Origin of the sequence: Yinghuangia sp. ASG 101, from assembly GCF_021165735.1 — a bacterium.
Taxonomy (GTDB): Bacteria; Actinomycetota; Actinomycetes; order Streptomycetales; family Streptomycetaceae; genus Yinghuangia.
Genome location: NZ_CP088911.1, coordinates 2,338,346 through 2,363,397, shown reverse-complemented (window position 1 = coordinate 2,363,397; position 25,052 = coordinate 2,338,346). Strand labels below are relative to the sequence as shown.

Sequence of the window (25,052 nt, the reverse complement as noted above, 5' to 3'; positions counted from 1 at the left end):
CCGCTGTCGTCTCCGAGGAGTTCCGTGCCCACCTTCCGATCCGCCGGATCGCCCCCGTCCGCAGCCGACGACGCGGCCGAGTCGCTGGTCGGGGCGCGCTACGAGGTGGAGATCGGCCCCGTCGCGCACGGCGGTCACTGCGTCGCGCGCCACGAGGGCCGGGTGCTGTTCGTACGCCACGGGCTGCCCGGCGAGCGCGCGGTCGTCGAGGTCACCGAGGGAGTCGAGACGTCGCGGTTCCTGCGCGCCGACGTCGTCGACGTGCTGACGGCGTCGCCCGACCGGGTGACCCCGCCGTGCCCGTACGCGGGGCCCGGGCGGTGCGGCGGCTGCGACTGGCAGCACGCGGTGCCGGCCGCGCAGCGCGCGCTGAAGGGGGCGGTGGTCGCCGAGCAGTTGCGCCGGCTGGCGGGGCTGGAGCGCGACGTCGAGGTGGAGGCCGTGGACGGTCCGCCGGGGATGCCCGAGGGCCTGGGGTGGCGGACGCGCGTGCAGTTCGCGGTGGACGCGGAAAGCGGCGCGGCCGGGCTGCGCAAACACCGCTCGCACGACGTGCAGCCGATCGACGCGTGCGCCATCGCCGCGCCGGGCGTCGAGGAGTTGGGGATCGAGCGGCGCGACTGGCGCGGCGTCGCGTCGATCGAGGCGATCGCGGCGAGCGGGTCGCTCGACCGGGCGGTCGTGGTGACGCCGGCGGCCGACGACGGCCGCGTGCCTATCGTCGAACTCGACCGCCCTGTCGCGGTGTTCCGGGCCGACGAGCGCGGGCGGACGAAGCGCGTGCACGGGCGGGCCGGGGTGCGCGAGGTGGCGGCCGGGCAGACGTGGCGGGTCTCCGGCGGCGGTTTCTGGCAGGTGCACCCCGCGGCGGCGGACACGCTGGTCGCGGCGGTGCTCGACGGCCTGGAGCCGCGCCCGGGCGACGTGGCGCTCGATCTGTACTGCGGCGTCGGCCTGTTCGCGGGTGCGATCGCCGCGCGGCTCGCCGACTCGGACACCGTCATCGGCGTCGAGTCCTCGCGCGACGCGGTCGAGGACGCCCGGCACAACCTGCGCGACGTCCCGGGCGCCCGCTTCGAGGCGGGCCGGGTCGAGCGTGTGCTGAACCGCCCCGGTTTCCTGCGGCGTGCCGACATCGTCGTGCTCGACCCGCCGCGCGCGGGTGCGGGCAAAGCGGTCGTCGAACGCATCGCGCGCCTGACCCCGCGCCGCATCGCGTACGTCGCCTGCGACCCGGCGGCGCTCGCCCGCGACCTGGCCTACTTCGCCCAACACGGCTACCGCCTGCGGACGTTGCGGGCCTTCGACCTCTTCCCGCAGACGCACCACATGGAGTGCGTCGCCGTCCTGGAGCTGGCTCCGAAACAGCCGGGGCCGACCCGGTCGAAGTAGTTTCGGCGGCGGGTCGGGCGGCGCGCCACGGGTGCGCCGGGAGGCGCGGGGGCGACGGCAGGGTCTCGATCGAGAGCGGGTCCCCGACGGCCTGCCGACGGACTGTGGCGTCTCGTCGGCGGCGTCAATCCCCCTGCTTGGGACGGGTTTCGGCGGCCAGTCCGCGCAGCAGGAGGCGGAGTCCGGCGGTGAACTCCTCGGCGGTGTCCAGGGTTCGGGCTTCGCGGGCGGTGGCCGCCAGATGCGGGAAGTCGTGGGGGTCGAGCGCGGCCAAGGCGGCCGTGCCGGGCCCGGGGAGCGGGCTGTAGTACTCCACGTGCAGGGCGCCGAAGACGTAGGCGAGCAGGGCCCGGAACGCGATCGCGCGCTGCCGGGCGTCGAATCCGGCGGACGCCAGCACGCCGAGGACCGCTTCGCCCCAGCGGGTCGCGTGCGGCGACGCGTGGCGGTGGATCAGCAGCAACGGGATGACCGCGGTGTGCGCGCCGACGGTGGCGCGGACGCGGTCCACCATGGCCTCGATCGGTGCGGCCCAGTCCGCGATGGCCGCGCCGCCGTCGGGGGTTTGGGCGACGGGGGCTTCGGCGCGGCCCGGTGCGGCGTCCGGCACGTCGGTGTCGACCATGCCCAGGACGTGGTCGACCACCAGGGCCTCCAACTGCGCGCGGTCGGTGACGTAGCGGTAGACGGACATGGTGCCCATGTCCAGCTCGGCGGCGACGGCGCGCATGGTGAGGGCGTCGAGGCCGTCCCGGTCGAGCACGCGGAGCGCGGCGGCGGCGATCTGGGGCTGGGTGAGGGAGCGGGGGCGTGGCATGGATTGACAGCGTACAACGTACGCTCATAGCGTGGTAAGCGTACGCTGCACGCTTACCGAGAGGGGCTTTCGGACCATGTCTGTCGCCATACGTCCCGTGGACGTCGAAAGTCGGGTGCCGGCACGCGAGTTGGCCACGGTGTGCGGTCCTGTCGGGGCGGTCTCCGTGCCCGAGCCGGGGCGGTTGACCCATTTGCAGTTCCGGCGGTTCGCGGGATGCCCCGTCTGCAACCTGCACCTGCGCTCGATCGAGCGGCGGCACGACGAGATCCGGGCCGCCGGGGTCACCGAGGTCGTCGTGTTCCACTCGTCGGCCGGGGAACTGCGCGAGCACGTGGCCCGGTTGCCGTTCGCCGTGATCGCGGACCCGGACAAGCTGCTGTACCGCGAATTCGGTGTCGAGTCCGCGCCGCGGGCGCTGCTGAGCCCGAGGGCCTGGGGGCCGATCCTGGCGTCGTTGGGGCGCGGCACGGTCCGGGTGCTGCGCGGACTCGACCGCCTCCCGAAGTCGCGGCAGCCGCAGGGGCGGCTCGGGCTGCCCGCCGACTTCCTCATCGATCCGGCCGGGACCGTCGTGGCGTGCAAGTTCGGTGAGCATGTCTACGACCAGTGGTCCGTGGACGAACTCCTCGCGCTGGCACGGGAGAAGCGGTCGGCGGTCGGCTGAAGGGCCGCCGGGGTCGTCGGGCTGTCGGGGGCTGTCGGGGCTGTCCGGCAGGTCGGGGCGGTCGGTGGTGGTGGCCGGCGGGCGGGACGGGTGGTTACCACAGATCGCCGCCTCGGGTGCGGGGCATTACTGCTGTTGTGGACAAGCGCGGCGCACCGGTCACTCGTGGGAGGGGTGTTCGCCGGCTTGTCCACAGATCGCGGTCCTGTGGCGCCGGAGCGGGCGGCGGGTGCGGGATCGTGGGGGCACGGCGTCGGTGGGGCGCCGGTTCCGATGGCGGGCGGGCGGTGTGGTGCCGTCGTACGACCGCCGTTCGTGAGGGGAGCCCGTCATGATCCCGATGCACGCTCGAAGCGCGGTCGTCCTGGCCCAGCTCGATGACGACCTGGCCGTCGCCACGACGGCGGGGCAAGGCCTTGTCGGTGCGGCGCGTTCGCTGCGGCTGGCGGTGCGTGCGGTGGAGTCGTGGCGTGCCGATCCGGCTCGGGCGGGGTGTCTGTGCCGTGCCGTCGAGGAGTTGCGCGTCGCCCTGGTGCTGGTCGACGGGCTCATTCCGCCGAAACTGCGCCGCGACGCGGTCTGGACGGGGCCCGCGGACGACGCGGTGATCTACCCGGTCTCCCTGGTCGCCCGTGTGCTGGGGCGGACCGCGCGGGTGTTGCACCGTCTCGCCCGCGGCGCGTTGCCGCGCGAACGGCCGGGCCCGGTCGGGGCGTTGCCGGACGCCGCCGGGCGCGCGCAGTGCCGCACGGCGTGGGAGAACACCTTTCACGCGTTGATTCGCCTCCGCGCGGTCCAGGAGGCGTCGACCTGGTTCGCCGATTCGGCGGCGGATCCCTGGCTGTTGCTCGCGGCGGAGTCACCGCCGCCGCCCGCCGAGTGCGGTCAGTGCGCGCCGGGAGGCGCGTCCGGGGCGGACCGCGACGCCCGTGTCATCCCGTTTCCGAAACGCGGGTCACGGGCCGGTCCGGGGCCCGCTGATGGGGGGTGACGGGAGGCCGGCCGTGGGAGGCGCCGCCGCGTTGGCATGGCACGACCGCTCGTTGTCCCTGACGATCTCGAGGTAGTCGGAGATGGCGTCCCGGTTGCGGATCAGGCAGTCGATGCGTTCCGTCATGCGGTCGCGTTCGTGCTCCAGCGCGGCGAGCATGTCGGGGGTCGCGTCGGTGAAGTAGATGACCCGGGGCTTGTCGAGGCAGGGCAGGATCTGCTTGATGATGCGGGTCGGCAGGCCGGCGTCGAGCAGCCCTCGGATCTGGAGGACGCGGTCCACGAACCGGGGGTCGTAGTCCCGGTATCCGTTCGGTGCGCGGTCGGCGGAGATGAGCCCCTGTTCCTCGTAGTACCGAAGAAGGCGTCGCGGCGTCCCGGTTCGCGCCGACAGTTCGCCGATGCGCATGCGATGACCTCTGATTCCGTGCGGCGGGTGTGCGCTTGACCTTCACATCAATGTGAGGGTTCGAGCATACGGTCCATGAGCCCGGAGACCGCACGGAACCGTCCTGACCGCACCGCCGGCCACGACCACGATGACCACGACCGCGACCACGACGGCGACGGCGACGGCGACCACGAGAGGAGGGCCGACGACAGACTTCCCCTGTCCGCGCTTCTCGCGCTGGCCACGGCGGTGTTCGTCACCAGCCTGACCGAGACCCTGCCGGCGGGTGTCCTGCCCGCCATGAGTTCCGATCTGGGCGTCGGCGAATCGGCGATGGGCCAATCGGTGACGATCTACGCGATCGGCACCGCACTCACCGCGATTCCGCTGGCCTCCGCCACTTCCCGTCGCCGCCGTAAGGGGCTTCTGGTGGCCGCGATGGCGGGTTTCGCCGCGGCCAACACGGTCACGGCGGTCTCCACCGACTACGCGGTGACCATGGTGGCCCGGTGCCTCGCGGGGGTCGCGGCGGGCCTGGCGTGGGCGCTGCTCGCGGGCTACGCACGCCGCCTCGTCCCGGTCCCTCTCCAAGGAAAGGCCATCGCGATCGTCATGACGGGAATCCCTGTCGCCCTGTCGCTGGGCGTCCCCGCCGGGACGTTCCTCGGCGACACCCTGGGCTGGCGTACGGCGTTCTGGACCATGACGGTTCTCGCTGTCGTCGTGATCGTCTGGATCACCGCGCTTGTTCCCGACCAGCCCGGTCAGGAGCGCCGGGCGGGGCTTCCGGTCACCGGTGCTCTCCGTGTGCGCGGCGTACCCGAAGTCCTGTTCGTCACACTGGTGTTCGTTCTCGCGCACACGATGCTCTACACCTACATCGCCACATTCCTCGACCACGTCGGCATGGGGGACGAGACAGACATCGTGTTGCTCGTCTTCGGTGCCGCGTCCCTGCTGGGCATCTGGGGGGTCGGGGCGCACATCCACCGCCGCCTGCGTGCCCTCACCCTCGCGAGCGCGCTCCTTGTCGCCGGTGGCGCGACCATCTTGGCGATATGGGCCGAGAGTTCCGCTCTCGTCTGTCTCGCCGTGGCCCTGTGGGGGCTGGGGTGGGGAGGCGCGCCGACGCTTCTGCAGACCGCTGTCGCCGAAGCCGGCGGCGAGCACGCGGACGCCGCGCAGGCCATGCTCGTCACGCTGTGGAACGCGGCGATGGCCGCCGGGGGCCTCCTCGGCGGGATTCTGCTCGGCGCGCTCGGTTCGGGGTCGTTCCCGTGGACCGTGGTGATCCTCCTGATACCGGTCCTGGGCACGGTGCTGGTCGCGCGTGCGCACGGTTTCCCGGTCGCGCGGGAAGCGGCGTCCGCGTCGGGCGACGCGTGACGGGGCGGGGCGGGGCGGACGGACTCGGGTGCGCCCGGCGCTCCTACGTCTCCGGTGGGGTGGGGATGTGGCCGCGGTCTTCGGTGCCGTGGTCCGGCCGACCGGTGCGGGCCTCGGTGCGGTGTCCTCGGGCGAGGTAGTCGCGCACGATCAGTTCGACCGCGTCCTGCGGGCTGCGGGTGCCCGACAGGAGCATCACGTCGATGGCGAGGTTGGCGTCCAACGAGACCGTGATCTTGGGCACGCGCAGTCTCCTTCTCGCGCCTTCGGCCTCCCCACCGGGGACAAACCCGGTGGTGAGGGCGGGAAGGCACACGCAATACTCGCTCGGGTGTTCCTGACGATAGCGACCACCCGCAGCCCCGCAACCGATCTTGGCTTTTTGCTGCACAAACATCCCGATAAATCCCAGCAATTCGGGTCGACGTACGGCACCGCGCACGTGTTCTACCCCGAGGCTTCGCACGACCGTTGCGAGGCGGCGCTGTTGCTGGACGTCGATCCGGTGGGTCTGGTGCGCGGCAGCAGGAAGTCCGGCGGGGCACCCGACTTCGCCCTCGCGCAGTACGTGAACGACCGTCCGTACGCCGCGTCGTCGCTGTTGGCCGTGGCGCTGGGCGGCGTGTTCCGGACGGCGATGCGGGGGCGTTGCGAGGCGCGTCCCGAGTTGGTCGACCAGGAATGGCCGCTCGACATCGCGGTGCCCGCGGTGCCGTCGCGCGGCGGCGCCGCGATGGTGCGGTCCCTGTTCGAGCCGCTGGGCTGGGCGGTCGACGCGGAACCGGTGGCGTTGGACGGACGGTTCCCGGAGTGGGGCGAGTCGCGGTACGTACGGCTGAGGCTGACCGGGACGTTCCGGGTCTCGCGGGCGCTGCGGCACCTGTACGTGCTGCTTCCGGTGCTGGATGACGCCAAGCACTACTGGGTGTCGCCGGAGGAGGTCGACAAGCTGCTGCGCGCGGGGGAGGGCTGGCTCGCGGACCACCCCGAGCGGACGCTGATCACGCGCCGCTACCTGTCGCGGCGTCCGGGACTGACCCGGACGGCGCTGGAACGCCTGGCCGAGGTCGAGGAGGTGGAGGCCGAGGGCTTCGACAACGCGGTGCCGAGGGGCGAGGAGGACGACGCGGAGGAGGGGAGTGCGGAGAACCCGCGGGCGGAGGAGGAGCGGCGTGCGGGGAGTTCCGCGTCGCCGTCGCCGACGGGCGGCCTCGCCGCGTCGGCGACCGACCCCGTGGCGTCGCCCGGTGGTCGCGCGCCCCAGGCAACATGCCCGGCGGCGTCGGCCACCGCCCTCCCGGGGTCGGCGACCGCCCTCCCGGGGTCGGCGACCGGCCTGGCGGCCTCGGCTTCCGACCCGACCGTGTCGGCAGCCGACCCCGCCCCCGCGGGCGCTGACGCTCCCATGTCGCTCGCCGAGCACCGGCGGCGTGCCGTGCTCGCGGTGTTGCGGCGGACCGCCGCGTCGCGGGTGCTGGACCTGGGGTGCGGCGACGGAAAGCTGCTCGGGGAACTGCTGAAGGAGCGCCGGTTCGCCGAGGTGGTGGGGGTGGACGTGTCGGTGCGGGCGCTCGGTATCGCCGCGCGGCGGTTGCGGCTCGACCGGATGGGCGAGCGGCAGCGCGCGCGGATACGGCTGATGCAGGGAGCGTTGACGTACACCGATGCCCGGCTCGCCGGGTACGACGCCGCGGTGCTGTCGGAGGTGATCGAGCACATCGACGAACCGCGCCTGCCCGCCCTGGAGTTCGCGGTCTTCGGAGCCGCCCGGCCGACGACCGTGGTGGTGACGACGCCGAACGCCGAGTACAACGTCCGGTACGCGCCGGACGAAGCGGGCGGCCCCGGGCTGGCTCCCGGCGCGATGCGGCACGCCGACCACCGCTTCGAATGGGGCCGCGCGCGCTTCCGGTCCTGGGCCGATGACGTGGGCGAACGCTTCGGCTACCAGGCCGAGTTCGTGCCTGTCGGCGACGACGACCCCGAGGTCGGGCCGCCCACCCAGATGGCCGTGTTCACCGCCCACCCGGCCGCCGACTCCGACACCGAGGAACGCACCGCATGACCGAGCTCGCCGTCCCCGACCTGAGCCTGGTCGTCCTCATCGGGACGACCGGATCGGGCAAGTCGACCTTCGCGCGCACCCACTTCGGGGCGACGCAGGTGCTGTCATCCGACTTCTTCCGCGGCATGGTGTCCGACGACGAGAACGACCAGGCCGCGTCGACCGACGCCTTCGCGCTGCTGCGGCACGTCGCGGGGATCCGCCTTGCCGCGGGTCGGCTGACCGTCGTCGACGCCACCAGCGTGCAGCCGGGCGCCCGGGCGCAACTGGTGAGCCTGGCCCGCGAACACGACGTGCTCCCCGTGGCGATCGTTCTCGACGTTCCCGAACAGGTCTGCGTCGAGCGCAACGCCGTCCGGCCCGAGCGCGCCCACCTGCCGCGCGCCGTCGTCACCCGGCAGCGCAAGGACCTCGTCAGGTCGCTCCGCGCGCTGCAACGCGAGGGCTTCCGCAAGGTGCACCACCTGCGCGGCGTGGACGAGATCGCCGCCGCGAGCATCACGTACGAGAAGCGGTTCAACGACCTGCGGCATCTCACCGGGCCGTTCGACCTCGTCGGGGACGTCCACGGCTGCCGGGCCGAACTGGAGACGCTGCTCCGGCGCCTGGGCTACGCGATCGTCCGGGACACCGAGGACCGGGCCGTCGACGCCGTCCACCCCGACGGCCGGACGCCGGTTTTCGTCGGCGACCTCGTCGACCGAGGGCCCGACACGCCCGGCGTGCTGCGCCTCGTGATGGGCATGGTCCGGGCCGGCCACGCGATCTGCGTCCCGGGCAACCACGAGCACAAACTGCTGCGCGCGCTGCGCGGGCGCAAGGTCACCGTGACCCACGGCCTCCAGCAGTCGCTGGACCAACTCGCGGGCGAGACCGAGGAGTTCCGCGCCGAGATCGCCGCGTTCTGCGACAGCCTGGTCAGCCACTACCTCCTCGACGACGGCCGCCTGGTCGTCGCCCACGCGGGCTTGCCGGAGAAGTACCACGGCCGCACGTCCGGCCGCGTCCGCAGCTTCGCGCTGTACGGCGACACCACGGGCGAGACCGACGAGTACGGCCTCCCGGTCCGCTATCCGTGGGCCGAGGAATACCGGGGCCGCGCGACGGTCGTCTACGGACACACGCCCATGCCGCGCGCCGAGTGGGTCAACAACACGATCTGCCTGGACACCGGCTGCGTGTTCGGCGGCGAGCTGACCGCGCTGCGCTACCCCGAGCGCGACGTGGTCGCCGTCCCCGCCGAGCGGGTCTGGTACGAGCCGGTCCGCCCGCTCAAGGCCGAGGCGCCCGGCGGCCGGGACGGGCGCCCGCTCGACCTCGCGGACGTCCTCGTCCCGGACGACCCGATGGGCCGCCGCGTCGTCGAGACCGCGACGGCCGGCCGCGTCATGGTGCGCGGCGAGAACGCCGCCGCCGCGCTGGAGGTCATGAGCCGCTTCGCGACGGACCCGCGGAGGCTGGTCTACCTGCCGCCGACCATGGCCCCGTGCGCCACCTCGGACCTGCCCGGCCTGCTCGAACACCCCGCGGAGGCGTTCGAGCAGTACCGCCGGGACGGCGTCACGACGGTGATCTGCGAGGAGAAGCACATGGGGTCGCGCGCGGTGGCCCTGGTGTGCCGCGACGCGGAGGCCGCGAAGGCCGCGTTCGACATATCCGACGGCACGGGAGCGCTGTGGACGCGCACCGGCCGGTCGTTCCTCGCGACACCGGAACTCACCGAGGGCTTCCTGGCCCGCCTGCGCACCGCGTGCGACGCGGTCGGCCTGTGGGACGAACTCGACACCGACTGGCTCCTGTGGGACGCCGAGCTGATGCCGTGGTCGGCGAAGGCCGTGGACCTGCTGCGCCACCAGTACGCCTCGGTCGGCGCCGCCGCGACGGCCGCGCTCCCCGCCGCCGCCCGCGCGCTGGCCCGCGCGTCCGCGCGCGGCGTCGACGTGGCCGGTCTCGCCGACCGCGTCGACCGGCGTACGGCGAACGCCCGGGCGTTCACCGACGCGTACGGCCGCTACTGCGGGCCCGTCGACGGTCTGGACGGCCTGCGTTTCGCACCGTTCCAGCTGCTGGCCGGGCGGGGCCGGGCGTTCACCGCGCACCCCCACGACTGGCACCTCGCGCTCGCCGACCGCCTCGCCGAGGCGGACGCGACCGGCCTGCTCACCCGCACGGAGCGCCTGGTCGTCGACCTCGCCGACCCCGACCGGGTCGCGGCGGGCGTCGCGTGGTGGGAGGCGCTCACCGCGGCGGGCGGCGAGGGCATGGTCGTCAAGCCGCTCGCGGGCGAGGCCGCGCGTCCGCCCGGGTCGCGGATCCAACCGGGCCTCAAAGTGCGCGGCCCGGAGTACCTGCGGATCGTCTACGGCCCCGACTACACCGAACCCGAGCACCTGACCCGGCTGCGCGGCCGCCACCTCGGCCACAAGCGCTCACTCGCCCTGCGCGAGCACGCGCTCGGCATGGAGGCCCTGGCGCGCCTGGCCGCGGGCGAACCCCTGTGGCGCGTCCACGAACCGGTGTTCGCGGTCCTCGCCCTGGAGTCGGAACCGGTCGACCCGCGCCTGTGAGCGGCACCGGTGCCGAGGGAGGGCACGCGGGTGCCGGTTCGGGCGGCGCCACCACCGCCGGACCTTCCTGGTCACGGCGTCGGCGGTGCGATCTCGTAACCTGGGCATAACGTTCGAAACGTGTGGGGCTACGCGGCGGCAAACCGCGTCCGCCATCATGTCGGCCATGTCGACCACGACCATGTCGGGCACGCAGGCGATCACGTCGGGTGTGCCGCTCATGCCGCTCGTGGCGCGTGCGTCCGGCGGGGTGTCGGCGCGGGTGCCGGCGCGGTGAGCGGGTCGGGCATACGCACGCACCCGAGGGTGGCGTACACGGGCCGGGCCTTCGGGCGCGGCGCGCGGTTCGCCGCGAGGACCGCGCGGGCCCGCAGGGCCGGCGCGCCGGATTCCGTCAGGAGGAGGGTTCCATGGCTTTCCGCGTCCAGTCGGAGACCGGGCGGCTCAAGCAGGTCATCCTGCATCGACCCGATCTGGAGCTCAAGCGCCTCACCCCGACGAACCGCAGGGAACTGCTCTTCGACGACGTGCTGTGGGTGAAGCGCGCCCGCGAGGAGCACGACGCGTTCGCGGACGCGCTGCGCGAGCGCGGCATCGCCGTCCACTTGTTCGCGGATCTGCTGCGGGAGACCGTCGCCGGGCAGCCCGCCGCGAAGAAGCTGATCCTGGACCGGGTGTTCGACGAACGCGCCTACGGTCTGCTCGCCGTCGACGAACTCCGCGCGCTCTTCGAGGGGTTCGACCCCGAGACGCTGGTACGCCACCTCATCGGCGGCATCACCAAGCGCGAGGTCCTGGAGCGCATCGACGAGCCGCACAGCGTCGCGTTCCACACCATGGACGTCGACGACTTCGTCCTGATCCCGGTGCCGAACCACATCTTCACGCGCGACACGTCGAGCTGGGTGTACGACGGCGTCGCGATCAACGCGATGCAGATGCCCGCCCGCCGCCGCGAGACCGTGCACTTCGAGGCGATCTACGGCTACCACCCGCTGTTCGCCGGCGGCGACTTCCACGTCTGGAGCCCGGGGCAGTCGCAGTACCCGGCGACGGTCGAAGGCGGCGACGTGCTGGTCATCGGCAACGGCGCGGTACTGGTCGGCATGAGCGAGCGCACCACCCCGATGGGCGTCGAGGCCCTGGCCCGCTCGCTGTTCGCGAAGGGTTCCGCGACCAAGGTCGTCGCGGTGCGGATGCCGAAGGCGCGCGCGTTCATGCACCTCGACACGGTCATGACGATGATCGACGGCGACACGTTCACGAAGTACGCCGGCATGGGCATGCTGCCCTCGTACACCATCGAGCCGGGCGATACCGAGACCGAGCTGAAGGTCTCCGACCACAAGCCGGACGACATGCACCACGCCATCGCGCGTGCGCTGGGCCTGGACAGCGTCCGGGTCCTGACCGCGACGCAGGACGTGCACTCCGCCGAGCGCGAGCAGTGGGACGACGGCTGCAACGTGCTCGCGGTCGAGCCCGGGGTGGTCTTCGCGTACGAGCGCAACGCGACGACCAACACCCACCTGGCCAAGAACGGCATCGACGTGATCGCGATCCGAGGCAGCGAACTGGGCCGAGGCCGCGGCGGTCCGCGATGCATGAGCTGCCCCGTGGAGCGCGAGCCCGTCTCCTGAGCGGCCGTCGCGCCGCCCGCACACCCTCTGACCGCACCCCCGTCGGCCGGGGGCCGGAAACACTACAGAAACACTGGAGCCATGCCTTTCAACCTGCGTCACCGCAACTTCCTCAAGGAACTCGACTTCACGCCCAAGGAGTTCAGATTCCTGATCGACCTCGCCGCGGACCTGAAGGCGGCCAAGTACGCCGGTGTCGAGCGGCAGCGGCTGCGGGGCAAGAACATCGCGCTCATCTTCGAGAAGACCTCGACACGGACGCGGTGCGCGTTCGAGGTGGCCGCGTACGACCAGGGCGCGAACGTGACCTACCTTGACCCGACCGGTTCGCAGATCGGCCACAAGGAGTCGATGAAGGACACCGCGCGGGTGCTCGGACGCATGTACGACGGCATCGAATACCGCGGCTCGCGGCAGGAGTACGCGGAGGAACTCGGGCGCCACGCGGGCGTCCCGGTGTGGAACGGCCTCACCGACGAGTGGCACCCGACGCAGATCCTCGCCGACATGCTCACCATGAAGGAGCACTCCGACAAGCCGCTCCACCAGGTCTCGTTCGCGTACCTCGGCGACGCCCGCAACAACATGGGCAACTCGCTCATGGTCGCCGCGGCGATGCTCGGCATGGACGTCCGCATGGTCGCGCCCAAGGCGCTGTGGAACGACGAGGCGGTGACCGCGCGGGCGCGGGAGATCGCCGCGAAGACCGGGGCGACGATCACGCACACCGAGGACGTCAAGGCGGGCGTCAAGGGCGTCGACTTCCTCTACACCGACGTGTGGGTCTCGATGGGCGAGCCGAAGGAGGTCTGGACGGAGCGGATCGCGCTGCTGGGGGCCTACCAGGTCAACATGGACGTGGTGCGGGCGACCGAGAACCCCGGGGTCAAGTTCATGCACTGCCTGCCGGCCTTCCACGACCGCCACACGACGGTCGGCGAGGAGATCTACGAGAAGACCGGAATGGAGGCGCTGGAGGTGACCGACGAGGTGTTCGAGTCGGACTTCTCGATCGTCTTCGACGAGTCCGAGAACCGCCTGCACACCATCAAGGCCGTCATGGTCGCGACGCTCGGCGACTGACCGCCCCCGGACGCGGCGGCGGACGGCCCGTCTGACGCCGCCGCGTTTGTTCGCGGGTCCGCCGCGCGGGGCCCCGGCTTCCGATGACCGCGCGGGACGGCTCCGCCGCGCACCGGCGGTCGCGCAACCCGTCGGACCGTGCCGCCGTGCCGCGCGCGAACATCGCCGCCCCCGCCGCCGCACACCCCCGCGCCGGTGATCCGGCGTCTTCGGAACCGCCGCGGTCGCGCCTGCCGTTGCTCCCGGATCCCGCGTCTTCGCCACGGCCGCCGCCGGGCGGGCCCGGCCGCCGCGATCCGGTGCCCGCGCCACCACCGCCGGGCAAGCCGTCGCCTCCCGATCCGGCCTCTCCCGCACGGCCCCCGACGGACCGGACCGCGGTCCCGACCCGGCCGCCGCCGTTGTGCAAGTCCGTGGCCCGGCACAGCCGTTCACGGACGTCCTCGCGGCATCCACAGCCGCTATGGGGGCTTTGTTCGCATGCGTGACTGCCCAAAATCATGACAGCCTGCCATCATCACATATGGCCGCTTCACTGATGCCTGCCGCCGACACCCTCACCCGAACCCTCCTGGCCGCCCGCGCCGCCGACTGGGGCACGTGGACCCGTCGCGACGCGGAGCGCGTCGCCGCCGCGCTGTCGTGGCGTCCGGACGACGCGCCGGCCGACGGGGAGACCGCCGCGCTGGACCCCGGCGTTCCCGGGCTGCACTGCCGCTGGGAACCCGCCGAGGACGACACGGGCTGTCCCGCGCTGCGTTTCGAGGTGCCGATCCCGGAGAACGCCCCGGGCGCCGACCTGCCGCAGCCGATCGGCCCCGGACGCGCCCTCGCGTTCGGCGGGCTCCCCGGCGACCCCTGGGGGCCCGCCGGCGGCGTGTTCCCGCGCGACCGGGAACGCGAACTCGACGCGGCACACACGCGGTTGGTCGCGGCCGTCACCGCCGCGCTGGGCCCGGCCCCGTGGCGCGGCGGCCCCGGAGCATGGCTGCGGTGGCGCACCCGGGAGATCACGCTGCGCCTCGCCCGGGACCACCAACGCGCGGCCCTGACCATGGAGTTGTTCCCCACCGCGCCCTGGGAGACCCGTGAGCAGCGGCAGTTCGCCGCCGCCCGCGGCCTCGCGGAGCTGCCGTACGACTGGTGTGTCAGCCGCCCGGACATGGCCCTCGCCGAGTTGTTCCTGCCGTTCGGCCCCGACCCGGACGACTGGGACGACTTCCGCCGCGCGCTCCCCGCGCTGCTGGCCTCCGTGGTCGCCGACCTGCCGCTGGTCGGCTGGGTCGAGCCGATCCTGGTCGTGATGGGCGAGATCGCCCACCCGAGCCGCACGGTCGAACTGCGCATCGGCCAGGACCGCCTCGAAATCGGCGGCATACCCGGCCAGACGCGCCAGGTCTGGCTCCGCCCCGGCGCCGACCACGGCCGCCGCGCGGGCGGGCTGCTGCTCGACGCGTTCGCCGCGTGGGACATCACCGCCGCCTCGCGCATGCGCCTGCGGTCCTGGACCAGCGGCGGGTACGTCGACTTCCCCGGGCTGGGAGTACGCCCCGAGGGCACGCACCCCGACGACCAGCGGTGACCGAGGCACCGGAACACGCCGCACCCGGGCCGGCGGCCGTTCCCCCGGGAGCACGCGCCCCCGCGCCACCTGCGCCGGTACGCCGCCGCCCTCCGCGTCCGGTAATCTGTGCGGCCTTGCCCGGGGTGCCGCGGGCGGGTTCGACGGCGTAGCGCCGTATCAGGACCCCCGCGGCGAAACCAAGAGCGACCGACCCAACTGACGCCAGGCGTCGGGCACTTCGGCGTGCCCGACGCGCAAGGAGTTCGTCATGCCGTCTGCCGCCGCATGCCCGAAACCGGCCTCCGACCCGGACGCCGCACCCGATCCCCCGCCCCCGCCGATCCCACTCTCCGCCGCCGTACGGCGCTTCGCCGCGCTCGCCGCCGCCGGATTCCGCCGCCACTCCACCTACCGCCAGGCGACGGTCGCCGGCGTCTTCACCAACGTCGTCTTCGGGGCGATGCTCGCCGCCGTGATGTCCGCCGTGGTGGCGGGCGGCGGCGGACGCCCCGGCGGCTACACCGGCGCGCAGCTCGTGACGTACGTCTGGGTGGGCCAAGGGCTGCTCAGCGTCTCCCACATGTGGACCTGGAAGGAACTCGCCGACCGCATCACGTCCGGCGACGTGGCGGCCGACCTGCTGCGCCCGGTCGACCCGCTGACCTCGTACGCCGCCGCCGAACTCGGCCGGGCCGCCCACGCGGTGCTCGGCCGGTTCATCGCGCCCGTCGGCGTGGGCTTCGCCTTCTACACGATGTACGTGCCGCACGAGGCCGCGACCTACCCGTTGTTCGCCGTCTCCGTGGTCCTGGCCGTCGCGGTCAGCTTCGCCGGACGCTACCTGGTCAACCTCACCGCGTTCTGGCTGCTCGACGCCCGCGGGCCGCTCGCGGCGTGGGGCCTGTTCGCCGCGTCCCTGAGCGGCGTCCACTTCCCGCTCCGCTTCCTGCCCGAGTGGGCGCAGTGGCTCATCTGGCTCGGCACACCGTTCCCGTGCGTCTTCCAGATCCCGCTCGACATCGCCGTCGAACGCACCGCGACGGGCGTGGCCGCGGCCACGGTCGCACTCCAACTGTGCTGGGGCACCGCTCTGATGGCACTGTGCGCGGCCGTGCAGCGGCGCGCGCTGCGCCGGTTGGTGGTGCAAGGTGGCTGACCCGCGCAGGGAAGACCGCCGGGCCGGAGGACACCGCCCGCGTCCGGCCGCCGCGTACGCGCACCTCGTCCGCGCCCAGGCCCGCAGCCAGGGCCAGTACCGCGCGTCGTTCCTCCTCGACGCGGGCCTGTCCGCGCTGCTGTCGCTCGTCGAACTGGCCGCCGTGCTCGCCGTGTTCCGGGTGACCCCCGAACTCGGCGGATTCACGCTGCGCGAGGTGCTGCTCACCGCGGCGCTGTGCGAATTCGGCTTCCAGCTCGCCGACTTGCTCGTGGGCAACATCGAACGCCTGGCCATTTACGTCCGCACGGGCCTGATGGACGCCGTCCTCGTCCGGCCGCTCAGCCCCCTCGGGCAACTCCTCGCCACCGACCTGCCGTTCCGCAAGGTCGGGCGCGCCGTCCAGGACGCCGTCGTGTACGTCGTCGTGCTGGTGTACGCCGATCTCGACTGGACCCCCGCACGGGCCGTACTCGCCGTCATCGCCCCCGTGGCCGCCGCCGCGCTGTTCGCCGCCGTCTTCATCGCGGGCGCGTCCGTCGCGTTCTGGTGGATCGACTCGGGCGAATTCGCGAACGCCTTCACGTACGGCGGGCGCACCTTCGCGCAGTACCCCGTCCCCCTCTACCCGTCGTGGCTGCGCGGGACGTTCGCGTACGGCCTCGGCTTCGCGTTCGCCGGCTACCAGCCCATGCTCGCGCTGTGCGGCCGGTCCGACCCTCTCGGCACACCCGCGTGGCTCGCGTGGAGCATGCCCGTCGTCGCCGCGATCGCGTGGGCCGCGGCCATCGCGCTGTGGCGCACCGGAATTCGTCACTACAGGAGCACCGGATCATGACCCAGCACGCCATCCACGCCGCCGAACTGCGCAAGGAGTTCACCGTCAAGCGCAAGGTGGGACGCGTCCGCCGCGCCGCGCACACGGTCGCCGCGGTCGACGGTGTCGACCTGACCGTCGGGCGCGGCGAGACGGTCGGCTACATCGGGCCCAACGGCGCGGGCAAGTCGACGACGCTGAAGATGATGACCGGCGTCCTCGCCCCGAGCGGGGGCCATCTGCGCGTGTGCGGCCTGGAGCCGGTGCCCCGGCGCAAACACCTCGCGCGCCGTATCGGCGTGGTGTTCGGCCAGCGCTCGCAACTGTGGTGGGACCTCCCGCTGCGCGAGTCTTTCGGGCTGCTGCGCCACGTCTACGCCGTCCCCGCGGACGACCACGCGAGCCGCCTCGACACCTGCCGCACCCTCCTCGACCTCGATCCGTTCCTCGACACGCCGGTGCGGCAGCTGTCGCTCGGCCAGCGCATGCGCGGCGAGATCACCGCGGCACTGCTGCACGGCCCCGAGGTGCTGTTCCTGGACGAGCCGACCATCGGGCTCGACGTCGTCAGCAAGCACGCCCTGCGCGCCTTCCTCGCGGACCTGCGCGACGGCGGCGACGTCACCATCGTGCTGACGACGCACGACCTCGCCGACATCGAACGCCTGTGCCCCCGGCTGGTGGTGGTCGACCACGGGCACATCGTGCACGACGGCACGCTCGCCGAACTGCACGAGCGGTACGGCTCGCGGCGGCGCGTCATCGTCGATCTGGACACTCCGTACGACGACCTCCCGCACGTTCCGGGCGTCAAGGTCGAGCGCGTCGACAACGAAGGCCACCGCGTGGTGTTCCGGCTCGACGGCGTCCCCGCGGGCGGCCTCATCGCGGACGTCGCGCGCCTCGGCGTGGTCCGCGACATCACCGTGCAGGAACCGGACATCGAGGAGGTGGTGGCCCGCATGTACACCGGCGCGCCCTGACCCGTCCGCACCGCGTGGCGATCGCCCTGTGGCGGACGCGCCGAGCCGTGGCGATACGTTCCCCTGGACCGGAACGGAAGGGGACGGATCGTGCTCATGGAGGCTGCGCGGGCTGCCTTGTGCGATTACGGGCGGCGCGCGGTCGAGGAACGGCTTGTGGTCGGCTCCTCGGGCAACCTCAGCGTCCGCGACGGCGACCTGGTCGCGGTCACGCCCGCGGGCGGCAGATTGGAGCGCCTGGTTCCGGCCGACTGCCCGGTCGTCGATCTGGCCGGACACGTCGTGGACGGCTCGCGGGCGCCGTCGTCGGAGACGCCGATGCACCTGGCGCTCTACGACGCGGCGCCCGAGGCCGGTGCGGTGGTGCACACGCACTCGGTGTTCGGCGCGGTCGTCGCCAGCACGCGCAGCCTGTTGCCCGCGATCCACTACAACGTGCTGCTGTTGGGGGGCCACGACGTGCGGGTCGCCGACTACGCGACGTACGGCACCTCGGAGTTGGCGCGCAACGTGCGCGCCGCGCTGGCCGGCGGCAGACAGGGGGCGCTGCTCGCGAACCACGGGGGAGTGACGCTGGGCGCCGGGCTCGACGAGGCGTTCGAACGCACGCACATCTTGGAATGGCTGTGCGAGGTGTACGTGCGCGCCTGCGCGATGGGCCGGCCGAGGCTCCTCGACAACGACGAACTCGTCGACGTCGAGCGGCGGATGGGTCGGTGAGCGGAGCCGGCGGGACGCGACCCGGTCGGCGGAGTTGAGTACGCGTACGGAGGCCGTGTCCGCGCGGTGTGCCGAGCATGGTGGACATGACGCCGAGGCGCCGGCCGGCGAAACACGACCCGTCCGCGGTCCACCGCGCGCCGGGGCGGTTCGGCGCGGACGCCTTCCCGTGTGCCGGATCGCCGGCGTGTACCGCGCCGAAGTGCGGCTGCCCGGAAGGGATTTCGCGGCGCTCGTGGCGTCTGCGGGTGGTCCTGAAACTGGCCGTGATGTGGACGGGGACACTCGCCACGATGCTGCTGCTCCCGCGGGCGATGCTGGCGGTCGACGGGTGCGCGTACGGCAACGGCGGCCTGCTGTGCTCGCGCCGCGGCCAGCATCTCGGCATCGGGCTGCCGTGGCTGTACGCCGTCGCGGTCACGGTGACGGCGGGTTCGGCGACCCTGGGCACCATCGTCCGCAGGCGCCGCCTGGCCTTCTGGTGCTGGGCGGGCGGGCTGCCGCTCCTCTGGGTGGTGATGCTCGCGATCGTGTCCTCGCGGTGACCGCGGTCACCGCGGCGCCGAGGAGCACGCCACCGGACGGCGTCCGACGGCACTCGACGGCATCCGACGACAGCAGGAGGGAAAAACGCCGATCCGCCCGGCGCCGTCCTCCCCTTCCCGCCGTGACCGCGCCCGTCCGCGTCATCGCGGGCGTGGTCACGGCGTGGGGACCGGCCGGGGCACCGGCCGCTCCCGGCGGGCTCAGCCGTGGTGGACGTCGACGACGATCCGGCTCGGGTTGCTCAGCGGGAACGTGTGGATCTCGGTGACCCCGGCCGTGGTCGCGAAGCCGACGTTGAGGTGGCCCTCGAAGTCGCAGGTGACCGCGAAGCCGGTGACCTTCGCCAGCTGCGGCGTGTAGACCACGCGCGGACCGGTGTAGGTCGGGTTGCCGTTGTCGTCGTGCGCGGCGGCGTTGGTGGTGGTGATCTCGGTGTACTCGGTGCCGGTCAGCGGCACCGTCTGCCCGGAGGCGCAGTTGGTGAGCTGGTCCGGCCCGCCGGTGCTGCCGTACGCCGGGACGTTCCCGGCGAAGTCGAGCACGATGCGGTCGAACGTCGGGTGGCTGCCGGTGCGGATGTCCGTCAGCAGGCTGGGCGCGGAGGCCGCGGCGACCGAGCCGCTCGCGGCGTCCCGCGGCGCGGCCTGCGCGGCGGCGGCCGGGATCAGAGCGAGCGAGACGAGCAGGCCCGCCGACGCGGTCGCGACGGCGGTGCGGGCCAGGCGCGTGCGGCGCCGGGGTGTCTTCGGTGTGGCGACGGCGGCGTCGGCGGTGGTGTCGGCGCTGGCGGGCGACAAGGACACGGGGACCTCCCACAGGGTTTGACCAGGTGCGTAGCGCGCCTGTGTTGACGTGTAGACGCGTCGGCCTTCGGCCCGGGTTGCTCGGGAAATGTCTTGGTTCGGTGACAGCGCGCGGATCAGCCGATGGTGTCCTGTTATTTCGGGTTTCGCTCGGTTTTGTTCGTCTTCACTCATGTGGATGAATCGGCCCGTATCGGCTGGCGTACGCCTGGTTGGCACGCAAGCGTACTGGCGGACGGGTTGCCGACCGGTGCCCGTGAGGAAGTTCCTGGAGGCAGTTTCATGGGTCGGCGCCGCGTCTCGTCCTGGTGTGCCGTCGTTGTCCTGGCGGCCGTCGGTGCGGCCTCGGGGTGCGGGGCCGCGGACCGCCAGATCGCGCCCGCGGGCGACGTGGCTCCGACCGGTGCCGGGTCCGGGGGGAAGCACGGCTCGGAGGACGACGGGGGGTCGACGGGCGGCAAGTCGAACAAGGGCGGGCGCGGCGACCTTCCCTCGGCGAAGGCGTCCCTGCCCGGTCTGCCGCTGCCGCCGAACGAGGCCGGGGGCATGGCCCCGTTCCCGCCGCCGCCCGGCCTGCCCGGCGGCGGTCCCGTTCCGGTGCCGCTCGACGCCTCCGTCTTCGGGGCTCCGGACATCCCCGGCGCGACGCCCCCGGCTCCGCCCGAGGCCTCCGACGGGACGCCCGACCCCACGACCCACGTCCCGACGTCGAAGCCGGGGGAGCCGTCGCCGAAACCGTCGAAGCCACCCCAGACTTCCGCCAAACCCACCAAGACGACCGACTCCCCCCGGCCGACCCAGGAGACGACCCCGCCGAAGCCGTCGTCCCCACCGAACACCGACTGACCGGGCCCGTGCACGCGACCGTCCGACACACCGTCCACCCGACCCCCTCGCAGCCACCACCACCGCCGCCGCCAGCGGAGTCGGTGGCCGCAGTCCGGTACAAGTGTCGGTGGCCGCGGGGACGGTCACGCGTACCGGTGGCAGAGGGGCGTCACGAGCGTCGGCCGCCGCGGTGCGAGGCGGGTGTCGGTGGCCGCGCGTCAACACCCGCCGACGTCCGGGGCCCGATCGGCACCAACCGGAGCCGGGCCCGGCGGCGAACGCCGCCCGCGGTCGTCAATCGGCCCTGCGGCCCTCCGAACGCGCCATCCAGTACAGCTGCTTGTGGTGGCCCCCGGTCGCTTCCATCCGCGCGAGTCGTTCGCGCGCCGCGTCCTCGGTGTCATAGCTCGCGATGAGGAATCGGGCTCCGTTATCGTCCTGTCGCCATACCTGCCATCGGATCGGATCGCTCACCGGGGCATTGTTCCGGACGCTTCGCACGGCCGGGTCGTCGGGTCAGCCCCGGTGGAGTTCCGCCTCGGGGGCCACCGGTTCGGGGCTCTTGACGGCGCGGCGGAGCGGGAGTTCGCGTAGGGCGAGGGCCAGCGCGAAGGCGCACAGGCCCAGCGGGACGGCCGTCGCGAAGACCCACGACAGCGCGTCGGCGAAGGTGCCGAGCACCGCGTCGTGGGCCTCCGGCGGCAGCGCCTCGATCCTGTCGTGGGTGAGCGTCGTGTGGTCGCCGCCGAGCGCGGCCTGCTCGGAGGGCGACAGCCCCGTCGCGAGGCGGTGGGCGAAAACCGCGCCCAGCAGCGCCACGCCGAACGACGAGCCGATCGAGCGCGCGAAGGCGTTCACCGCCGTGGCGACGCCGAGGTCGCGGTGGTCGACCGAGTTCTGGACGGCGAGCGTGGTCACCGGCCCGATCGTGCCCAGGCCGAGGCCCAGCACGATCAGCGCGACCAGCAGCCGCCAGTACGGGCTGGTCGCCCCGAGCGTCGCCAGCAGCACGAGCCCCGCGGTCACCAACAGCGTCCCGCCGACGGGGAAGCGCTTGTACTTGCCGAGACGCGAGATCAGGCGCCCCGACACCGTCGAACTGACCAGCAGCGACAGCAGCATCGGGGCCAGCAGCAGGCCGGACGCGGTGGGCCCCTTGCCGTGCACGACCTGCTCGTACAACGGCAGGAAGGTGCCCAGGCCGATCATGAGGCAGCCGCCGACGAACGACAGCGGGCAGGCGATGCGCACGACGGCGTTGCGCGACACCAGGTGCAGCGGGATGAGCGGATCCGCGGCGCGGGTCTCGGCCCAGACGAACACCCCGAGCAACACCACCGTGGCGACCACGAGGATCACGGTCGGCGCCGACAGCCACGGGTACGTCGTCCCGCCCCAGGTCGTGACGAGTATCAGGGCCGCCGTGCCGCCCGACAGCAGTACGGCGCCGAGCCAGTCCAGCGGCTTGCGTTCGCGCCGGTACGCGGGCGGGCGCAGCACGAACGTGGTCACCACCAGCGCGATCGCACCGAGGGGGACGTTGACGTAGAAGACCCAGCGCCACGACAGGCCCTCGGTGATGACGCCGCCGAGCAGCGGGCCGGTGATCGTGGAGAGCGCGATCACCGAGCCGATCAGCCCCTGGTATCGGCCGCGTTCCGCGGGCGGCACCAAGTCGCCGATGATGGCCTGCGCGTTGCTCATGAGCCCGCCGGCGCCGAGCCCTTGCACGACCCGGAACGCGATGAGCGTGGTCATCGACTGGGCCAGCCCGCACAGCGCGGACCCGACGACGAAGACGACGATCGCGGTCTGGAAGAGGTATTTCCTGCCGAATATGTCGCCGAGCTTGCCGTACACCGGCGTCGAGATCGCCATGGCCAGGGCGTACGCCGTGGTCACCCAGGCGAGGCGGTCGAGTCCGCCGAGGTCGGAGACGATCGTCGGCAGCGCGGTGGCGACGATCGTCTGGTCGAGTGCGGCGAGCAGGACGCCGAGCATCAGCCCCGAGAACGCCAGGAGGATCTGGCGTCGGCTCAGGGACGCCTGTGGTGGCGGAGCGGAGTCGGCGGTCCCTGACGGCATGGCCGAAAACTAGTTGCATTGTGCAACGATGTCAAACGGACCGGTGGTTCCGGGATCCGTCGCGGGGTCGGTCTACGCCGCCGCCGTCGGGCTCGCGGCGGGCTTCCAGCCGTTCCGCCGCAGGATGTCCACGACGCCGTCGACGCCGTCGCCGCGCAGGCGCTCGACGACGCGGACACCGTCGATGCGGGCCTTCATGTCGGCCGGCGTGAGCCCGCGGTCGATGCACTCCTTGGCGAGTTCGTGCTGCGCGGGCAGCAGGCCCGCGGCGAGCCAGGCGTGCACCTGGGCCGCGGAGAGGTTGAGGCGCACCCAGGCGGCGGCCATCTCCGAGCGCCACTCGGGCGTGGTGCGCGGGTCGATCTGCTTGATGACCCGGCCGATGTCCAGGAGCCGCGTCTGCCGCAGGTCGGTCACCTGGGGCGGAGCCGTCGGGCTCGGGATCGGGGCGCGCCGCGGGGCGGGCGCGCTGTGGTGCTGGTTCCGGCGCTGGTTGCGCTGCGGCGCGGTCTGCCGGGAGGCGGAGTTGCGTTGTGCCTGCGGCATCGTGGTGGCCCGGCGGCGGGGCTGGCGGCCTTCGAGGAGGTTGGCCAGCATGAGCCGTTCGAGCGCGTCCAGGTTGTCGTCCACCCGCATCACCCTTCCGTGGGACTGAGCGGCGATCGCGGAGCCATCTTGGGCTGCGGCTCCGACACCGCTACGCGCGGATATGGGCGCACCCCTCGGATGCGCCGTCATATACGCAGACGCCACGGTCTTGCCCACCTCGGCCGCACTTCACACACGCGACCGATCTACCTTTCGGACTGATGTGACGATGCGTCAATCTTCTTGTGGCGCAGCCGTCGCGGCGTGCGCCGTGGCGCACGCGGGGGCGCGCCCCCGGGGGTTCGCCGGTCACGGTCCGTATCACATCGGTCGCCCGTTTCGCCACGGCGCTTTCCTCCGTGCGAAGTTCGCGACGCGCGCCCCCTATTTGCTTCCCTCGGCCATGATCGGACCCCCTTGCGGGGCATTAGGCTGGACCACCGCGCGAGGAGGTGGGCCCCGTGACTCTGGGATACGACAGGTCTTGTTGGTTCACGCTGCCCGCCGAGCCGGCCGCGGTCCCCCAGGCCCGCCGGGCGCTGGCCGACCATCTGACGTACTGGGGGCTGCCGCAGGCGCACGATCTCGGGTACGGGCTGCGGCTCATCGCGTCCGAGCTGATCACCAACGCGGTCGAGCACGCCGCCGTCGTGTCACCGGAGATAGTCGTCACCTTGACGGTGCACGACGGCTGGCTGTGGCTCGGTGTTCGGGACCGGCACCCGTACCGCCCGGTCGCGCTGCTCGAAACCGTCGACGACACGTCGGGGCGCGGGCTGCTGATCGTCCGTCAGGTCGTCGAGGAGTCCGGTGGCCAGATCCATATCGAGGCGCACACGGACGGCAAGACGCTGTGGGTGATCCTGCCGTGGCCGGTGGCCTGAACGCGCGTCGGGCCGCGGTCAGTTGCAGACGATGCCGATCTTCGCCGCCGCCGCCGCGACCGCGTCGCTCTCCGGGGAGTCGGTGGCCAGGGTGAACGCGGCGTCGAAACCGTCGAAATCGTTCTCGTCCAGACGCGACGAGGCCTGCTGGAGGTAGACCGCCGTCTGCTCGTACCCGGCCCGCCAGTCCTCGGCGTCGCGGGCGTCCCCCGCCGGCTTCTCGACCTTGGGCACGGCGTTGATCTGGGTGATCAGCGACGACAGCGACAGCGACGCGGAACGCAGCGCGCGCTGCAATCCGACGAGGGATTCCTGGGACGGGAGTTGTTGGAAGTCGACAGCGGCCTGATCGAGTTCATCCACTTTCTGGGTCAATTCGGCCTGGCGGTCGCTGCAGACCTTGTTGACCTGCGTGACATACCCCTTGAGCGTCTGGCCCGCGGCGTCCGCGTCGGCGGCGGCGGCGATCGAGGCGGGAGCGGGCGTCCCGGACTTGTCCTCCGTGAGGTCGAACGGCCCGACGCCCATCGCCAGCAGCACACTGACGACCGTGGCCACCGTGCCGACCAGCGTCATGACCAGCATCAGCCGGTTGCCGCGATCGCGGTGCGGCGGCTCGGGCGGACCGTACCCGGTCGGCGTGCCGTAACCGGGCACCCCCGGCGGCATACCCGGCGGACGGCCCTGCCGTTGTCGTTGATGGCCCCAATACGCGTTCATGTCGTCTCCGTCTCCGAACCGACCCAGGCGAAGGCAGCCCGAGACCGTCGTCAGGTCTCGGGCGGTGAAAGGAATTCGGCCGTGACGGGTCGACCCGTGTGCCGGCGGAAGCCCCCCTCCGGTCGGCACACGGAGACGAAACAGCTCCCCCCACTCCGGCCACCCGCGGTGCCGCGGACCCGAGGGCCCGGACACCGGCGGAAGCGCTCCGTATGGTAGCGACCCGCCCGGTACGGAACCGACGAGGTCCGCTGAATCGTTGGCAGGGACGGCTGCTCGGCGCGGGTGGTTCCCGGACCAATGGGTTACCGTTCTTCGAACAACCGGTGACGCAACCGCTTCGGCGCGCTAGCGCCCCGG

At 72.7% G+C, this 25,052-nt stretch carries 24 protein-coding genes; 16 read left to right on the top strand and 8 right to left on the bottom strand.

Going from position 1 to position 25,052, the window contains the following annotated elements; all coding sequences use genetic code 11:
- Positions 1-24 precede the first annotated feature (24 nt).
- Positions 25-1,392, top strand: coding sequence for a class I SAM-dependent RNA methyltransferase (locus tag LO772_RS09735; RefSeq protein ID WP_231777991.1), 1,368 nt, complete (start codon positions 25-27; stop codon positions 1,390-1,392).
- A gap of 124 nt (positions 1,393-1,516) precedes the next feature.
- Here the strand turns inward: LO772_RS09735 and LO772_RS09730 are convergent, their stop codons facing one another.
- Positions 1,517-2,209 (bottom strand): TetR/AcrR family transcriptional regulator, encoded by a 693-nt coding sequence (locus LO772_RS09730; RefSeq protein ID WP_231777990.1) that lies wholly within the window; start codon positions 2,207-2,209, stop codon positions 1,517-1,519.
- A gap of 97 nt (positions 2,210-2,306) precedes the next feature.
- Between LO772_RS09730 and LO772_RS09725 the strand changes: the two genes are divergently transcribed.
- Positions 2,307-2,876, top strand: coding sequence for a peroxiredoxin-like family protein (locus LO772_RS09725; RefSeq protein WP_231777989.1), 570 nt, complete (start codon positions 2,307-2,309; stop codon positions 2,874-2,876).
- A gap of 331 nt (positions 2,877-3,207) precedes the next feature.
- The gene (locus LO772_RS09720; RefSeq protein WP_231777988.1) at positions 3,208-3,867 is read left to right on the top strand and encodes a hypothetical protein; all 660 of its coding nucleotides are present in this window, start codon (positions 3,208-3,210) and stop codon (positions 3,865-3,867) included.
- On the opposite strand, the gene LO772_RS09715 is transcribed toward LO772_RS09720, so the two are convergent.
- A complete protein-coding gene (locus LO772_RS09715) occupies positions 3,832-4,275 on the bottom strand; it encodes a MerR family transcriptional regulator (RefSeq protein ID WP_231777987.1) in 444 nt (147 codons plus the stop codon). The two genes, LO772_RS09720 and LO772_RS09715, sit on opposite strands and share 36 nt — an antisense overlap.
- 75 nt (positions 4,276-4,350) lie before the next feature.
- On the opposite strand from LO772_RS09715, the gene LO772_RS09710 reads away from it, so the two are divergent.
- On the top strand, positions 4,351-5,643 hold the full coding sequence (locus tag LO772_RS09710; RefSeq protein ID WP_231777986.1) for an MFS transporter: 1,293 nt from the start codon (positions 4,351-4,353) through the stop codon (positions 5,641-5,643).
- A 43-nt stretch (positions 5,644-5,686) separates the two neighbouring features.
- Here LO772_RS09710 and LO772_RS09705 read toward each other — a convergent pair whose 3' ends face one another.
- A complete protein-coding gene (locus tag LO772_RS09705) occupies positions 5,687-5,887 on the bottom strand; it encodes a hypothetical protein (RefSeq protein WP_231777985.1) in 201 nt (66 codons plus the stop codon).
- An 87-nt stretch (positions 5,888-5,974) separates the two neighbouring features.
- Between LO772_RS09705 and LO772_RS09700 the strand changes: the two genes are divergently transcribed.
- The 10 genes from LO772_RS09700 to LO772_RS09655 all read left to right on the top strand — a co-directional run bounded on the left by LO772_RS09700 (position 5,975) and on the right by LO772_RS09655 (position 18,783).
- Positions 5,975-7,708 (top strand): 3' terminal RNA ribose 2'-O-methyltransferase Hen1, encoded by a 1,734-nt coding sequence (locus LO772_RS09700; protein WP_231777984.1) that lies wholly within the window; start codon positions 5,975-5,977, stop codon positions 7,706-7,708.
- Positions 7,705-10,275: a polynucleotide kinase-phosphatase gene (locus tag LO772_RS09695; RefSeq protein ID WP_231777983.1), complete on the top strand. Its 2,571-nt coding sequence runs from the start codon at positions 7,705-7,707 to the stop codon at positions 10,273-10,275. Before LO772_RS09700 ends, LO772_RS09695 begins: the two co-directional genes overlap by 4 nt.
- A gap of 410 nt (positions 10,276-10,685) precedes the next feature.
- The gene (locus LO772_RS09690; RefSeq protein ID WP_231777982.1) at positions 10,686-11,915 is read left to right on the top strand and encodes an arginine deiminase; all 1,230 of its coding nucleotides are present in this window, start codon (positions 10,686-10,688) and stop codon (positions 11,913-11,915) included.
- Positions 11,916-11,996: 81 nt separating this feature from the next.
- Complete coding sequence (gene argF, locus LO772_RS09685) at positions 11,997-12,998, top strand: ornithine carbamoyltransferase (RefSeq protein WP_231777981.1); 1,002 nt, start codon at positions 11,997-11,999, stop codon at positions 12,996-12,998.
- 523 nt (positions 12,999-13,521) lie between these two features.
- Entirely contained in the window at positions 13,522-14,580 is a 1,059-nt protein-coding gene (locus LO772_RS09680; protein WP_231777980.1) for a hypothetical protein, read from the top strand.
- Positions 14,581-14,830: 250 nt separating this feature from the next.
- Positions 14,831-15,718 carry an ABC transporter permease gene (locus LO772_RS09675; protein ID WP_269453179.1) on the top strand — a complete coding sequence of 296 codons (888 nt, stop codon included), beginning with the start codon at positions 14,831-14,833 and terminating at the stop codon, positions 15,716-15,718.
- On the top strand, positions 15,711-16,556 hold the full coding sequence (locus LO772_RS09670; RefSeq protein ID WP_231777979.1) for an ABC transporter permease: 846 nt from the start codon (positions 15,711-15,713) through the stop codon (positions 16,554-16,556). The genes LO772_RS09675 and LO772_RS09670 overlap by 8 nt, the downstream gene beginning before the upstream one ends.
- Positions 16,553-17,518, top strand: a complete 966-nt coding sequence (locus LO772_RS09665) for an ABC transporter ATP-binding protein (protein WP_231777978.1) — start codon at positions 16,553-16,555, stop codon at positions 17,516-17,518. Before LO772_RS09670 ends, LO772_RS09665 begins: the two co-directional genes overlap by 4 nt.
- Positions 17,519-17,614: 96 nt before the next feature.
- On the top strand, positions 17,615-18,238 hold the full coding sequence (locus tag LO772_RS09660) for a class II aldolase/adducin family protein (protein WP_231779482.1): 624 nt from the start codon (positions 17,615-17,617) through the stop codon (positions 18,236-18,238).
- Positions 18,239-18,486: 248 nt separating this feature from the next.
- Positions 18,487-18,783 carry a hypothetical protein gene (locus tag LO772_RS09655; RefSeq protein WP_231777977.1) on the top strand — a complete coding sequence of 99 codons (297 nt, stop codon included), beginning with the start codon at positions 18,487-18,489 and terminating at the stop codon, positions 18,781-18,783.
- A gap of 201 nt (positions 18,784-18,984) precedes the next feature.
- Here the strand turns inward: LO772_RS09655 and LO772_RS09650 are convergent, their stop codons facing one another.
- Positions 18,985-19,587, bottom strand: a complete 603-nt coding sequence (locus LO772_RS09650) for an AMIN-like domain-containing (lipo)protein (RefSeq protein WP_231777976.1) — start codon at positions 19,585-19,587, stop codon at positions 18,985-18,987.
- Positions 19,588-19,869: 282 nt separating this feature from the next.
- On the opposite strand from LO772_RS09650, the gene LO772_RS09645 reads away from it, so the two are divergent.
- Positions 19,870-20,433, top strand: a complete 564-nt coding sequence (locus LO772_RS09645) for a hypothetical protein (protein ID WP_231777975.1) — start codon at positions 19,870-19,872, stop codon at positions 20,431-20,433.
- A 276-nt stretch (positions 20,434-20,709) separates the two neighbouring features.
- On the opposite strand, the gene LO772_RS09640 is transcribed toward LO772_RS09645, so the two are convergent.
- The 3 genes from LO772_RS09640 to LO772_RS09630 all read right to left on the bottom strand — a co-directional run bounded on the left by LO772_RS09640 (position 20,710) and on the right by LO772_RS09630 (position 23,136).
- Positions 20,710-20,889, bottom strand: a complete 180-nt coding sequence (locus LO772_RS09640) for an SPOR domain-containing protein (protein WP_231777974.1) — start codon at positions 20,887-20,889, stop codon at positions 20,710-20,712.
- Between the two features lie 42 nt (positions 20,890-20,931).
- The gene (locus tag LO772_RS09635) at positions 20,932-22,500 is read right to left on the bottom strand and encodes an MDR family MFS transporter (RefSeq protein ID WP_231777973.1); all 1,569 of its coding nucleotides are present in this window, start codon (positions 22,498-22,500) and stop codon (positions 20,932-20,934) included.
- A gap of 72 nt (positions 22,501-22,572) precedes the next feature.
- The gene (locus tag LO772_RS09630) at positions 22,573-23,136 is read right to left on the bottom strand and encodes a hypothetical protein (RefSeq protein ID WP_231777972.1); all 564 of its coding nucleotides are present in this window, start codon (positions 23,134-23,136) and stop codon (positions 22,573-22,575) included.
- 413 nt (positions 23,137-23,549) lie between these two features.
- On the opposite strand from LO772_RS09630, the gene LO772_RS09625 reads away from it, so the two are divergent.
- Positions 23,550-23,972 carry an ATP-binding protein gene (locus LO772_RS09625; protein ID WP_231777971.1) on the top strand — a complete coding sequence of 141 codons (423 nt, stop codon included), beginning with the start codon at positions 23,550-23,552 and terminating at the stop codon, positions 23,970-23,972.
- Positions 23,973-23,990: 18 nt separating this feature from the next.
- Here LO772_RS09625 and LO772_RS09620 read toward each other — a convergent pair whose 3' ends face one another.
- Positions 23,991-24,692 (bottom strand): hypothetical protein, encoded by a 702-nt coding sequence (locus tag LO772_RS09620; RefSeq protein WP_231777970.1) that lies wholly within the window; start codon positions 24,690-24,692, stop codon positions 23,991-23,993.
- Between the last annotated feature and the right edge of the window lie 360 nt (positions 24,693-25,052).

Bases quoted from the DNA above. Each gene is read 5' to 3' on its own strand.
- LO772_RS09635 (WP_231777973.1), bottom strand. From the start codon at position 22,500: ATGCCGTCAGGGACCGCCGACTCCGCTCCGCCACCACAGGCGTCCCTG.
- LO772_RS09620 (WP_231777970.1), bottom strand. From the start codon at position 24,692: ATGAACGCGTATTGGGGCCATCAACGACAACGGCAGGGCCGTCCGCCG.
- argF (WP_231777981.1), top strand. From the start codon at position 11,997: ATGCCTTTCAACCTGCGTCACCGCAACTTCCTCAAGGAACTCGACTTC.
- LO772_RS09675 (WP_269453179.1), top strand. From the start codon at position 14,831: ATGCCGTCTGCCGCCGCATGCCCGAAACCGGCCTCCGACCCGGACGCC.
- LO772_RS09690 (WP_231777982.1), top strand. From the start codon at position 10,686: ATGGCTTTCCGCGTCCAGTCGGAGACCGGGCGGCTCAAGCAGGTCATC.
- LO772_RS09680 (WP_231777980.1), top strand. From the start codon at position 13,522: ATGGCCGCTTCACTGATGCCTGCCGCCGACACCCTCACCCGAACCCTC.
- LO772_RS09645 (WP_231777975.1), top strand. From the start codon at position 19,870: ATGGGTCGGCGCCGCGTCTCGTCCTGGTGTGCCGTCGTTGTCCTGGCG.
- LO772_RS09730 (WP_231777990.1), bottom strand. From the start codon at position 2,209: ATGCCACGCCCCCGCTCCCTCACCCAGCCCCAGATCGCCGCCGCCGCG.
- LO772_RS09720 (WP_231777988.1), top strand. From the start codon at position 3,208: ATGATCCCGATGCACGCTCGAAGCGCGGTCGTCCTGGCCCAGCTCGAT.
- LO772_RS09695 (WP_231777983.1), top strand. From the start codon at position 7,705: ATGACCGAGCTCGCCGTCCCCGACCTGAGCCTGGTCGTCCTCATCGGG.
- LO772_RS09630 (WP_231777972.1), bottom strand. From the start codon at position 23,136: ATGCGGGTGGACGACAACCTGGACGCGCTCGAACGGCTCATGCTGGCC.
- LO772_RS09665 (WP_231777978.1), top strand. From the start codon at position 16,553: ATGACCCAGCACGCCATCCACGCCGCCGAACTGCGCAAGGAGTTCACC.
- LO772_RS09715 (WP_231777987.1), bottom strand. From the start codon at position 4,275: ATGCGCATCGGCGAACTGTCGGCGCGAACCGGGACGCCGCGACGCCTT.
- LO772_RS09710 (WP_231777986.1), top strand. From the start codon at position 4,351: ATGAGCCCGGAGACCGCACGGAACCGTCCTGACCGCACCGCCGGCCAC.
- LO772_RS09660 (WP_231779482.1), top strand. From the start codon at position 17,615: ATGGAGGCTGCGCGGGCTGCCTTGTGCGATTACGGGCGGCGCGCGGTC.